Below are 12,741 nucleotides of genomic sequence, written 5' to 3' on the forward strand. Positions count from 1 at the left end.
CGACCCGCCCTGCCCGACCAGGCCCGGCAGCAGGGCCAGGCCCAGGACCGCGGCGGCGATGCCCGCGGCCCAGGGCCAGCGATGGCCGCGGCGCGGCGCCGGCTCGTCGCGGACCGCCGCGGCGATCCGGTCCGACAGCGCTTCGGGCAGCAAATGCAGCCGTTGCCCCCGAAGACTGGCCGACGCCAGGTACCAGCGTTCGAGCTGCGCCTGCAGCGCCGGTTCGTTGCCGATGCGCCGTTCCAGGAACCTGGCCTGGTCGGCGGGCAGTTCGCCGTCCATCCAGGCGCACAGGTCTTCGAGCAGTTTCTGGTCGGGCGGGGTCATCTGTGGCGGATTCATGGGCGCACTCGCTCGGTGTCCATCAGGGGGCGCAGGCGGGCATCGATGGCTTCGCGGGCGCGGAAGATCCGCGAGCGCACGGTCCCGATGGGGCACTGCATCAGCTGCGCGATTTCTTCGTAGCTCAAGCCATCCACCTCGCGCAGGGTGATGGCCTGTCGCAGCTCCTCGGGCAGGCCGGCCACCGTATCGGTGACGGTTTGCTCGATTTCCTCGCGCAGGAGCTGGAGTTCGGGGGTGTCGTGGTCGTGCAGCCTGCCGGCACCGGCATGGAACTCGGCGTCCTCCGCGGCGATGTCGGCGGTGGGCGGGCGGCGCTTGGCGGCGACGAGGTGGTTCTTGGCGGTGTTCACGGCGATCCGGTAGAGCCAGGTGTAGAACTGGGCGTCGCCACGGAAGCCCGCCATCGCGCGGTAGGCGCGGATGAAGGCATCCTGGACGATGTCCTGGACCTCGGCGTGGTCGGGCACGAAGCGGTACACCACGGCGCCGATGCGATGCTGGTACTTGCGCACCAGAAGGTCGAACGCCGAGTTGTCGCCTGCCTGAACACGTTTTACGAGGGCCAGGTCCTGTTCGTTGTCGCCCATCCGGGCCGCTGCTCCTGCGGCCATCCGGGCCGCCTAGTGGACATCCAACCGCCCGGAAAGTTCCCCCGGCCTGTCGCCGGCGTTGACCCCCCGGGGCCTCGACGGGATGATACGGGCTTGATATCCCTACCCCAACGTATGGAGCCCGCCATGTTCGACGGACTTCGCCTTGCCCATTGGCAAGCCGACCCACGCGCCGACGGCATCCTGGTGCTGACCCTCAACCGCGCCGACCAGAACGTCAATGCGCTCAACCGCGAGGTGCTCGACGAACTCGAGTCGATGGTGGAGCGCATCGCCCTGGAGCCGCCCAAGGGCGTGGTCATCATTTCCGGCAAGCCGGCCGGCTTCATCCCCGGCGCCGACATCAAGGGCTTCGAGCAGATCGCGGCCAAGGGCCAGATCGAATCCTGGATCCGCCACGGCCAGCTGGTCTTCCAGAAGCTGGCCGAACTGCGCTGTCCCACCGTCGCGGCCATCCACGGCCATTGCATGGGCGGCGGCACCGAGATTTCCCTGGCCTGCCGCTACCGCATCGCCAGCCGGGACGAGAAGACCCGCATCGGCCTGCCCGAAATCAAACTGGGCATCTACCCCGGCTGGGGCGGCAGCGTGCGCGCGCCGCGCCTGCTCGGCGCGCCGGCGGCGATGGACCTGATGCTCACCGGTCGCAGCCTGTCCGCGTCGGCCGCCCGGGCCATCGGCCTGGTGGACAAGGTGGTCGAGCCGGCCCTGCTGCTCGACGAGGCCGTCAAGCTCGCCCAGCGCGGCACCACCCGCCCGTTCAAGCAGCGCTTCCTGGCCTGGGCCACCAACACCGGCCTGGCCCGCGCCATCCTGGCCCCGCAGATGCGCAAGCAGGTCGCGCGAAAGGCACGCAAGGAACACTACCCGGCGCCCTACGCCCTGATCGAAACCTGGCGGCGCAGCGGCGGCCTGGGCGTGCACGCGGCCCTGAAGGCCGAGGCGAAATCGGTGGTGAAGCTGGCCGGCACGCCGACCGCACACAACCTGGTGCGCGTGTTCTTCCTGATGGACCGGCTCAAGAGCCTGGGCGGAAAAGACCACGGCATCCAGAAGGTGCATGTGATCGGCGCCGGCGTGATGGGCGGCGACATCGCCGCCTGGTGCGCGCTGCGCGGCTTCGAGGTGACGCTGCAGGACCGCGAGATGAAATACGTGCAGCCGGCGCTGGATCGCGCCGCCAAGCTCTTCGAGCGCAAGGTCAGGGACGACGCCAAGCGCCAGGCCACCGCCGGCCGGCTCAAGGCCGATGTCGAAGGCGCCGGCGTGGCGCAGGCCGACCTGGTGATCGAAGCGATCTTCGAAAACCTGGAAGCCAAGCAGGCCCTGTTCGCCAAGGTCGAGGAAACGCTCAAGCCGGGCGCGCTGCTGGTGACCAACACCTCCTCGATTCCCCTGGAAGCGCTGCGCGAAGGCCGCAAGGATCCGGCGCGCTTCGCGGGCCTGCATTATTTCAACCCGGTGGCGCTGATGCCGCTGGTTGAAATCGTGCAGCACGACGGCATGGCCAAAGAGACCGAACGCCGGCTGGCGGCGTTCTGCCGCGCGATCGACAAACTGCCGGTGCCGGTGGCGGGTACGCCGGGCTTCCTGGTGAACCGCATCCTGGCGCCGTACATGCAGGAAGCGATCATCGCGTTCTCGGAAGGCATCCCGGGCCCGGTGATCGACAAGGCGGCGCTGAAGTTCGGCATGCCGATGGGTCCGATCGAGCTGGTGGACACGGTGGGCCTGGACGTCGCGGCGAGCGTGGGCAAGATCATGGCCGACTTCCACGGTCAGTCGTTGCCCGACGCGTTCAAGGTCGAGGAAGGCAAGCGCGGCAAGAAGGACGGCCAGGGGCTGTACAAGTGGGAAGACGGCAAGCCGGTGAAACCGCCGGTGCCGGCGGACTACACGGCGCCGGACGACCTGGAGGACCGCCTTGTACTGCCGCTGCTCAACGAAGCGGTGAGCTGCCTGCACGACGGCGTGGTGGCGGACGCGGACCTGCTCGACGCCGGCGTGATCTTCGGCACGGGCTTCGCGCCCTTCCGCGGCGGCCCGATCCAGCACATCCGCGCCGTCGGCGCCACGAAGCTCAAGGCCCGCCTGGAAGAACTGGCCGCCAAACACGGCGACCGCTTCACGCCCCGCCCGGGCTGGGACGACCTGCAATCCTGACCCCACACCGGCGCTCCTGCATTTCTTGTAGGAGCGCCTTCAGGCGCGAAGCTCTGGCCTTGCCCTTCGGGCAAGCAGGGCGGGCCGTGGGAAGTTAGTCGGAGGCGCCGCCGCGCACGCTCCCACTCCATCACGAGCCGCAGGTTGCCAGCCCGACGCTTCGCGTCGAATAGCTTCGGCTTCGCCAAACGGCGGCCGCGAGTCATGGATTCCGGGGGACTTCCGGCCGGCTTTCCTGGCGGCCATTGCGTATTTTTGAGGAGGTAGCGTGCAGTCGCCCTGGCCGACCTTCGGAGACAAGGACGTCGACGAAGAGCCTACATGGAGGTACTTGCGGCCGCGGCCAGGGCGACTGCACGCTGCCTCCACCCGCGAAGGGACCACGTCCCCAAGCCCTGCTTGCCGAAGGGCAAGGCCAGGAGCTTCGGGACTGAACTTCGTCCCACAGAAGGACGGAAGGTGGGCTTGGATCAGCCGCCCCAGGCCTTGAAGTTGAGGAATTCGCGGCGCGTGCGGGGGCCGTGGGTCAGGAAACTCGGGTCCGGGTCGTTGCGGTAGTTTTCACGGGCGCGGGCCACGGCGTCTGCCCGCAGGTGCTGGTCCAGCACGTCCCGGGCCACCGGGTAGATCTTCAGGGCATTGAGCCCGAAGATTTTCGCCCGGATCGACGGCGTGATCTCCGGGTAGCCATGTTTTTCGCGCAACTCCGGGCTGATCTGGAACGTTCGGAACGCCTGGATCTGGTCCTGCGGGCTGCCGTACCAGATCGAGTCCGTGCCCCACAGGATATTGTCCTCGCCAAGGTGCACCAGCAGCTTGCCCAGGGCGTGCGCCGCCGAGTCCGGGTCGCGCATCAGGAATCGCCAGGTCGAGCCCAGCTCCGCGTATACGTTGCTGCCCTTGCCCAGGCCCGCCTCGCGCACCGAGGTCACCAGCGCGTCGATGCCGTCGCTGCGCGCCGGGTCGTAGGGGCCCTCGGCTTTGTCGGTCACGAAGCCCGAGTGGTAGATCAGGAAGTTCACGTCCGGGAAGCGTTTGCCCACGCGCCCGATGTCGGCGCAGGTGCTGTATTCGTAGCTGCGCGGACCGAACGGCAGGCCCTTGTGGATCGCGATGTTGCGCACGTCGAGTTTGCGCGCTTTTTCGATCATCGCCAGGCCGGCGTCGTCGACCATCCAGAAGCCGCGTTCGCCGTTCGGCCCCCACTGCGTGTAGGTCTTCCAGGCGCTGATCCCGAACTGCGAGGCCAGCCGGTCCATGTCCTCCACGTCGCCCGCCTGGTTCGGGTTGACCCGGCCATGCAGGAACAGGCGGTGCGTGCCTTGCATCGTTTCTACGATCGCCGCCGTCGCCGCCGCTTCCTCGATCGTCAGCGGTTCGCCCTCGCGCGTGGACGGCACGAAGCTCAGCACCATCAGCGAAGTGTCCGAATCCAGGAAGATGTCGCGCAGGAACGCGTCCGGACCGAAGCACTGCAGCCGGTCCAGGTTGCCGCCCAGCGCCGCGGCCGCGCAGCCCTGCGTCGGGAAACCGCCCAGCGGCCGGGCCCCTTCGGGCAACGTGCGGGTCCAGGCGCCGGTCGGGTTCACGAAGTGGCCCTGGACGTCGAATATGAATTCGCTGCCGGAGACCGCGGCCTCGGCCGCCGCCGGCTCCAGCGCCGCCTCGTTGGCCACCTGGAAAAAGCCGCCGCGCTTGCCGGCCGCCGCGTAGGCCGCGTTCATCGCCAGCAGCGTGCTGGCGGCACCACAGGCCGAAACCAGGAATCCGCGGCGCGAGATCCCCAGCCGCCGGGCGTTGAGTTCGGCCTGGTCGTGGGCCAGGGCGTTGGCGTGGTGGTGCTCCGGCGCCAGCGGCACCGGCGGGAATTCACCGTTGCTGGTGCTGTCGAGCTTGATCGGCAGGCGGCTGCCGTCCGGATCCTGGCGCTGGCTCATGGCGGGCCCCTTCGGTTTGCCGCCCCATGCTAATCCCGCCGCTCCTTAAGGCCGCGTGCAGGCCCGCCCGGCTCAGCCGCAGCCGACCAGGCGCAGGCGCTGGCCGGCCCGGATCACGTAGGGAGCGCGCAGGCCGTTGGCCTTGGCCAGCGCCGCGGCACCGTCGCAGTCGTGGCGGCGGGAAATGCTGCTGAGCGTATCGCCCGACTTCACCTGGTAGCTGCGTGCCGGCTCGCGTGTCGCCGTCGCCACGGACGTGGGCTTGCTGGCTGCCATCAGGTTGGCGGCGATCTGCGCACGCGGACCGTCCACGCAGTGGCGCTGGTACTCGGGCGGCACGGCGACCGGCACGCGCAGTTCGGTGCCGGCCGCGATCGCGGCGTGCGGCTCGTAGCGCGGATTGAGATTGCGCAGCGACCTGAAATAACCCTCGCGCGCGCCGCCCAGGCAGATCGAGAGCTGGTAGATCGACGCCGGCGCCTGCAGCTTCATCACCGTCGCGGCACCGTCCACCGCCGGGAATTGCAGCCCGTATTCCTCCGGATGCAGGAACAGCCAGGCGGCGGCAAGCACGTAGGGCACGTAGTCGCGGGTTTCGGGAGGCAGCCGGCCGTAAACCGCGGGATCCCAGAACGACTTGTCGCCGGCCTCGCGCTTGAGCCGCAGCGCCCGCCCCTCGCCGCCGTTGTAGGCGGCCACGGCGAAGGCCAGGTCGTCGCCCAGCTCGTCGAAGCGCTCGTTGAAGTACAGCACGCTCGCCCGCGCGGCCAGCTGCGGGTCGTAGCGGGTGTCGAAGCCGTCGCGCCAGCCCAGGCCGAAGCGGGCGCCGGTGGCCGGCATGAACTGCATCGGCCCGGCGGCGCCGGCGCGCGAAACCGCATGCACACGGCCGTTGGACTCCTTGGCGAGGATGCCGAACAGCAGCGCTTCGGGCAGGCCCGCCTGCTCGTATTCGGGCCACATCAGGAAACGCATCTGCTGGTAGTTCTCCCAGCTGGTGATCAGCTGCGGACGCATCCAGGTCAGCCACTCGGCCATCGCCGCGCGCACCGGTTCGTTGAGCTCGATCACCTCGCGCAGGTCCCGGCCGTTGAGCATCGCCACCGCCCGGTTGGCCGCGGGCATGGCCGTCAGCACCCCGCCTTCGCCGGCCATGGCGGCGGACTCGGCACTGGATCCGAAACCCTCGCCGTCGCCGGCCAGCTGGCTCACGCCGTGCTGCAGCAGCGCATCGTAGGCAGCGATGAAGCGCTCGACCTCGCAGCCTCGGGTGGCCTCGCAGCGACGCGCGCCCTCCAGGACCGCGGCGGCGGCCTCGCGCATGGCCTCCCGGCCCGCCTCGGCTTCGCCGGCACGCAGCTGCCCGAGTCCCGCCCGGTAGGCCTGGCCGGCCTCGTCGAGCGCCGCGTACAAGACCTCCGCGCGCTTGGGCGTGCGCCGGGCATCGGCATCGGTGGCGGTCATCAGCGACAGCAGCAGGGCGGCCAGGATCAGGGGACGGGGCATCGGGACTCACGGGCGAGGCGGAACAGGCGCGCAGCCTAGCGGTCCGGACTCGGTGCCGGCAAGGCGACGGCTGCGGCTAGAATCGTCGTGACCCCCAGCGGAGCGCCCACCGGAATGAACGACCTCCTGATCGGCAAGGGCGACCAGCCCGTCCACCTGCTCGGCAAATACGGCAATCGCCACGGCCTGGTCGCCGGTGCCACCGGCACCGGCAAGTCGGTGAGCCTGATGGTCATGGCCGAAGGTTTTTCGCGCCTGGGCGTGCCGGTGGTGATGGCCGACGTGAAGGGCGACATCGCCGGGCTGGCGATGCCCGGCACGATGAACGACCGGATCGCCGCCCGGGTGGAACAGATCGGCATCCAGGGTTACGCCAACGAGGCCAGCCCCGTCGTGTTCTGGGACCTCTACGGCAAACTTGGCCACCCGCTGCGGACCACGGTGTCGGAGGTCGGGCCGCCGCTGATGTCGCGCATGCTCGAACTCAACGACGTCCAGTCGGGCGTGATGGACATCGCCTTCAAGATGGCCGACGACCACGGCCTGCTGCTGCTCGACCTCGACGACCTGCGCGCGCTGCTCAACTTCGTCACCGAGAACCGCGCCGATATTTCCAAGCAGTACGGCCTGGTCAGCCCGCAGTCGGTCGGGGCGATCCAGCGCGCGCTGCTGCGCCTGGAGCAGGACGGCGGCAAGCAGTTCTTCGGCGAACCGGCTCTGCAGCTGGCGGACCTGATGCGCCAGGACATGTCCGGGCGCGGCATCGTCAACCTGATCGCCGCCGACCAGCTGATCCTGCGGCCGCGGCTGTATTCGAGCTTCCTGCTGTGGCTTCTCAGCGAACTGTTCGAGACCCTGCCCGAGGTCGGCGACCTGGACGTGCCCAAGCTGGTGTTCTTCTTCGACGAAGCCCACCTGCTGTTCGACGATTGCCCGCCGGCGCTGCGCCAGCGCGTCGAGCAGGTCGTCCGGCTCATCCGGTCCAAGGGCGTGGGCGTCTATTTCTGTTCGCAGAACCCCGACGACATCCCCGACGAGGTGCTGGGCCAGTTGGGCAACCGTGTGCAGCACGCGCTGCGCGCCTTCACCCCGCGCGACCAGAAGGCCGTGCGCGCGGCCGCCGAAACCTTCGTGCAGAACCCGAAGATCGACGTCGCCCAGGCCATCGGCCAGCTCGCCGTGGGCGAGGCCCTGGTGTCGATGCTGATGGCCAAGGGCGTGCCGATGCCGGTCGAGCGCGCCCTGATCTGCCCGCCGCGCTGCCGCATGGGCACGATCACCGACGAAGAGCGCGCGCTGGTGCGTTCACGCAGCCCCGTCGGCGGCAAGTACGACACTCTGGTCAATCGCGAGTCGGCTTTCGAAATGCTGGCCAAGCGCGCCGAACAGGCCGCCGCCACCGAGGCGCCCCCGGCGAAGCCAGGCGGACCCGCCGCCAGGACCGCCGAAGCACCAAAGTCGAAGTTCGAGGAGTTCCTGTGGGGCACCAAACGCCGCCAGGGCGCGGTGGAAGCCGCCGCCAAATCGGCCACGCGCACGGTGGCCAACGGCATCGGCCGCCAGATCCTGCGCGGCCTGCTCGGTGGCTTGCTCGGCGGCAAGAAGCGCTGACCGGACGCTAGCGCCCGCCGCCACCGCCACCGCCGCCACCGCCGCCAGACGACCCGCCGCCGCCCCCGCCGGAACTCGAACCCGGCGGCGAGGCCGAAGACGATATCTGCGAGCTCAGCGCGCTACCCAGCGAACTGCTCATCGCGCCCAGGCTCGCCATCGAGGCGGTCGAACCGCGATACCAGCCCATCGAGCGCGCCGTCTGCTCGGCCTGGGCCGCGCCCACCGCGGCAGTGAAGTGCTTGGTCCAGGCTTCTTCGACGTCCAGGGCCAGCGCATAGGGCAGCAGCGCCTGGTAGCGCGCGGGGTCGGGCAGCGGCGCCTCCGGCCCGCCGGGTTTGGCCAGCCGCGCCAGCTCGTCGCGCTCGGCCACGCCCAGGTACATGCGCAGGCCCTCGATTTCGTCGAGCAACGCGCGGCCCGTTGGCGTCGGCGCCTTCATCAGCCAGCCAAAAAGCATGTGTGCGACCAGGGTCAGCACCAGCAGCCCGATGATCAAAGGCAAGCCGCTGCCGCCCGCCACCAGGAAAGCCAGGGCGCCGTAGCCGAAGGAGAACAGCCAGCCCAGCAGCAGCGGCAGCCCGTTGCGCTTGAAGTAGGTCGGGTGCATGCGCTTGTGCAGCGCCACCATGTGCTTCATCCGGGCGCCGCCGATGACCGAGGCGTTGGTGTTCTTGAGCTCGACCCGTTCGCCTTCGGAAAACAGCTTCTCCATGAGCACGCGCTGGCCCTCGGAGGGCGCCGGCGCCTGGTTTGCCAACCGTTCGAGCACCCAGTCCTTCTTGCCCTCCTGGTGCACCACTACGTGGCCGTGCACGGCCAGGTCGACGATGTCGGCGGCGAAGCAGCGGTCGGTGTAGGCCTGCTTCCACAGGTAGCGCAACTCGCCCGGGGAAAACCCCTCGGGCGATTCATAGCGCGGGAAGATCGAGCCCGGGGCCGGGTCGCGGCCGACCCGGTGCCAGCTGAGCAGGTACCAGGGCAGCAATACCAGCAAGCCCGCCAGCGCCACCAGCACGCCGCCGTTGTCGCGCAGCAGCCAGCCCAAACGCTGGGCCCGCGAGGGTTCGACCACCAGGCCCTTGGGGAAACCGACGACGACGGTCAGGCCTTCGTAGGATCCCAGCGGACCCAAGGCCTCGAACTCCGCGACGCCGGGCCCGGGCACCCGGGCGCGGTAGTCGCCCTGCCTGGAGCCCTGCGGGCCGGTATAGGCATCGAGCCGCAGCGCGTCGGCCGGCACCGGTGCCGGCAGCGTCACCCGGGCACTGGCCTTTTCGATGACGAAGTCCCAACCCAGGCCGGTGACGTTCCAGTACAGCTCGTCGTGCTCGTCGAAGAAGCCGAGCTGGCGACTGGTGCGGTAGCGGATGGAAAAACGGATGTCCGCGGGCACGGGCAGGAAGTCGTCGTTGCCCGTGTTCACCCGCACGCCGTTGGGACGCTTCTCGGTGAACCAGGGTTCGGGCTGGCCGTCGCGCCTGACTTCGAGCACTTCGAAATCCACCACGTAGCGGTTGCCATGGCGGTCCTTGTAGCGGGTCGGGAAATCACGATAGATGCCGCGCCGTATCCGGTTGCCCAGGGCGCGCACGGTGATGTTCTCGGTCACCTCCATGCTGCCGTCGGGCAGCACGGTGATGTCGGCGTGGTAGGCCTGGATGCGCTCCTGCGCCGTCGCCGGCGCGGCGGCGAGGGCCAGCAGCAGGCTGGCAGCGACCGCGAGCAGGCGCTTCACGCGGCCACCCGCGGGGCCGCGCGCGAGCCGTCGTCGGCTTCGAAGAACTCCGACTCGCCAAAGCCGAAGGAACGGGCGACCACCAGGTCCGGGAACCGCTGAACGGCGTCGTTGTTCGCCCGCACGGCGCCGTTGTAGAAGCGCCGGGCGTACTGCAGGTGGTCCTCGACATCCACCAGGTCGCGCTGCAGCTTCAGGAAGTTCTCGCTGGCCTTGAGGTCGGGATAGGCCTCGTTGAGCAGCACCAGCCGGCCCAGGCCGGCCTCGAGTTCGCGCTCGATGCCCGCCAGCCGCGCCGGCGACGAGGTCTGCATCGCCTGGGCGCGCAGCTCGGTGACGTTCTCCAGCACCGCCTTTTCGTGGCCGGCGTAGGCCTTCACGGCCTCGACCAATCGAGGCACCAGGTCGTGGCGGCGCATCAGCTGGACATCAATATCGCTCCAGCCGGCCCGGACCTGGTTGCGCAGGCGCACCAGCCGGTTGAACGTGAACACGGCCCAGAGCACCAACACCAGGCCTACGATCCCCAGGAACAGCGTCATGGATTTCCCCTCGTCCGGACGTCCCGATTATCCACGTCCCGGGCCGGTTCTGCCCGGGCTCGGTTATAGTCGGGCGCTTCGTGCCGCCGCCCGCGGCCAACCCCAGGTTTCCCGGAGAATTCAATGGCCGATCCCATGACCAAGAAGCGCAGCCTGATGGACCGCTTCCTGACCATCGTCGAACGCGGCGGCAATGCCCTGCCCCATCCCGCAACCCTGTTCGCGCTGCTGGCCCTGGGCGTGGTGGTGATGTCCTGGATCGCCTCGATGTCGGGCATGAGCGTGACGCACCCGTCCACCGGCGAGATCGTCACGCCGGTGAACCTGATGAGCATCGAGGGCCTGCACCGCATGCTCACCGGCGCGGTCACCAACTTCACCGGCTTCGCCCCGCTGGGCGTGGTGCTGGTCGCGCTGATCGGCATCGGCGTGGCCGAACACAGCGGCCTGATCGGCGCCTCGCTGCGCATGCTGGTGCTGGCGGCCCCGAAGTTCCTGCTGACCCCGGTCCTGGTGTTCGCCGGCGTGATGTCGAACATGGCCAGCGAAATCGGCTACGTGCTGCTGGTGCCGCTGGGCGCGCTGATCTTCCTCTCGGCCAACCGGCACCCCATCCTGGGCATGGCGGCCGTCTTCGCCGGCGTGTCCGGCGGTTATTCGGCCAACCTGCTGATCGGCACCATCGACCCGCTGCTCTCGGGCCTGTCCCAGGAAGCCGCGCGCATCGTCGACCCGAACTACACGGTCAGCCCGCTGGCGAACTGGTACTTCATGATCGCCTCGACGCCGGTGATCACCCTGCTGGGCTGGTTCGTCACCGAAAAGATCGTCGCGCCGCGCTTTCCCAACGCGCCGACCCAGGTCGTCAGGACCGCCGACGACGTCGAGCCCGATTCCCAGCGCCTGAGCCCCGCCGAACTGCGCGGCATGGCCTACGCCGGCATCGCGGTGACGCTGTTCACCCTGCTGCTGGTCTGGTCCGCCCTGCCCCAGGGCATGATGCCCGGCGCCGGCTTCCTGCGCGACGCCCAGACCGGCGACCTGCTGCGCTCGCCCTTCCTCAGCGGCGTCGTCGTGATCATCTTCCTGTATGGCGTGATCGCCGGCATCGCCTTCGGCGTGGGCGCCGGCACCATCAAGTCCGACAGCGACGTCATCCAGGGCATGGCGGCCAGCATGAGCACGCTGGGCGGCTACCTGGTGCTGGTGTTCTTCGCGGCGCAGTTCGTGGCCTTTTTCAACTGGACGCAGCTGGGCCTGGTGTTCGCGGTCGAAGGCGCCGACTTCCTCAAGGCGCTCGGCCTGCCGACCATCCCGCTGTTCATTTGTTTCATCCTGCTCACCGCCGTGGTGAACCTGTTCATGGGTTCGGCCTCGGCCAAGTGGGCGCTGATGGCGCCGGTGTTCATCCCGATGTTCATGCTGCTGGGCTACTCGCCCGAAATGACCCAGGTGGCCTACCGCGTCGGCGACAGCGTGACCAACATCATCTCGCCGATGATGAGCTACTTCGCCCTGATCATCGCCTTCTTCCAGCGTTACGAACCCAAGGCCGGCATCGGCACCCTGGTGGCGACGATGCTGCCGTACTCGATGGTCTTCCTGGCCGGCTGGAGCGTGATGTTCGGCATCTGGATCTGGCTGGAGCTGCCGATCGGCCCGGATTCGCCGCTGATCTACATCCAGGCGGCGCCGGTCGCGGGCTGAGCCGTGTCGCGCTGGCGGCCGCCGGGCGAAAAATCCACGGCGATCATTACCCGCGCCGGTTTCGACCGCCTGCGCGCCGAGCTCGACGATCTCTGGCGCGTGCGGCGGCCTGAAGTGGTCAAGGCCCTGGCCGCCGCCGCGGCCGAGGGCGACCGCAGCGAAAACGCGGAATACACCTATCGCAAGAAACAGCTGGGCGAGATCGACCGGCGCGTTCGCTACCTGAGCAAGCGCCTGGAAGTACTGAAGGTGGCCGAAGGCAAGCCGTCGGATCCGGCGGCGGTGTTTTTTGGCGCCTGGATCGAACTCGAGGACGCGGCCTCGGGCGAAACCCGGCGCTACCGCATCGTCGGCCCCGACGAGACCGACGCGAAAACCGGCCTGATCAGCGTGGACTCACCCCTGGCGCGCGCGCTGCTTCGAAAGCGCGTCGACGATGAAGTCGAAGTAGTGCTGCCGGCCGGCCCGGCGCGCTACATCATCACCGCAGTCGACTACCTGTAGGAGCGCCTTCAGGCGCGAGGCTTTTTCCCCGGGCTTCGGGACCTTGGTTTCGCGAGGCTGTACGAGGCGACCGGAGG

General features: G+C 68.9%; 10 protein-coding genes. 4 read left to right on the forward strand and 6 right to left on the reverse strand.

Features of this window, described 5'->3' with window-relative positions; translation table 11 throughout:
- On the reverse strand, positions 1–342 hold a 342-nt coding region (locus N788_RS09000; protein WP_034224043.1), incomplete at its 3' end, for a sigma-E factor negative regulatory protein.
- Complete coding sequence (gene rpoE / locus N788_RS09005; RefSeq protein ID WP_034224020.1) at positions 339–932, reverse strand: RNA polymerase sigma factor RpoE; 594 nt, start codon at positions 930–932, stop codon at positions 339–341. The genes N788_RS09000 and rpoE, both read right to left, overlap by 4 nt.
- Before the next feature lie 150 nt (positions 933–1,082).
- Here rpoE and N788_RS09010 point away from each other — a divergent pair, with 150 nt between their 5' ends.
- Complete coding sequence (locus N788_RS09010) at positions 1,083–3,119, forward strand: 3-hydroxyacyl-CoA dehydrogenase NAD-binding domain-containing protein (RefSeq protein ID WP_244444114.1); 2,037 nt, start codon at positions 1,083–1,085, stop codon at positions 3,117–3,119.
- A gap of 470 nt (positions 3,120–3,589) precedes the next feature.
- Here the strand turns inward: N788_RS09010 and N788_RS09015 are convergent, their stop codons facing one another.
- Both N788_RS09015 and N788_RS09020 read right to left on the reverse strand, forming a co-directional pair.
- Positions 3,590–5,056 carry an amidohydrolase family protein gene (locus tag N788_RS09015; protein ID WP_034224026.1) on the reverse strand — a complete coding sequence of 489 codons (1,467 nt, stop codon included), beginning with the start codon at positions 5,054–5,056 and terminating at the stop codon, positions 3,590–3,592.
- A gap of 72 nt (positions 5,057–5,128) precedes the next feature.
- Positions 5,129–6,562, reverse strand: a complete 1,434-nt coding sequence (locus N788_RS09020) for a transglycosylase SLT domain-containing protein (protein WP_034224028.1) — start codon at positions 6,560–6,562, stop codon at positions 5,129–5,131.
- A gap of 114 nt (positions 6,563–6,676) precedes the next feature.
- On the opposite strand from N788_RS09020, the gene N788_RS09025 reads away from it, so the two are divergent.
- Entirely contained in the window at positions 6,677–8,173 is a 1,497-nt protein-coding gene (locus tag N788_RS09025; RefSeq protein ID WP_034224030.1) for a helicase HerA-like domain-containing protein, read from the forward strand.
- Between the two features lie 7 nt (positions 8,174–8,180).
- On the opposite strand, the gene N788_RS09030 is transcribed toward N788_RS09025, so the two are convergent.
- Together N788_RS09030 and N788_RS09040 are read right to left on the reverse strand one after the other, a co-directional pair.
- Positions 8,181–9,911, reverse strand: a complete 1,731-nt coding sequence (locus N788_RS09030) for a DUF2207 domain-containing protein (protein WP_051924519.1) — start codon at positions 9,909–9,911, stop codon at positions 8,181–8,183.
- Positions 9,908–10,453: a LemA family protein gene (locus tag N788_RS09040; RefSeq protein WP_034224036.1), complete on the reverse strand. Its 546-nt coding sequence runs from the start codon at positions 10,451–10,453 to the stop codon at positions 9,908–9,910. The genes N788_RS09030 and N788_RS09040 overlap by 4 nt, the downstream gene beginning before the upstream one ends.
- 123 nt (positions 10,454–10,576) lie before the next feature.
- On the opposite strand from N788_RS09040, the gene N788_RS09045 reads away from it, so the two are divergent.
- Both N788_RS09045 and greB read left to right on the forward strand, forming a co-directional pair.
- Positions 10,577–12,160, forward strand: a complete 1,584-nt coding sequence (locus tag N788_RS09045; protein WP_034224038.1) for an AbgT family transporter — start codon at positions 10,577–10,579, stop codon at positions 12,158–12,160.
- Positions 12,161–12,163: 3 nt separating this feature from the next.
- Complete coding sequence (gene greB / locus N788_RS09050; protein ID WP_034224040.1) at positions 12,164–12,664, forward strand: transcription elongation factor GreB; 501 nt, start codon at positions 12,164–12,166, stop codon at positions 12,662–12,664.
- Positions 12,665–12,741 lie beyond the last annotated feature (77 nt).

Source organism: Arenimonas donghaensis DSM 18148 = HO3-R19, assembly GCF_000743535.1.
GTDB lineage: Bacteria > Pseudomonadota > Gammaproteobacteria > Xanthomonadales > Xanthomonadaceae > Arenimonas > Arenimonas donghaensis.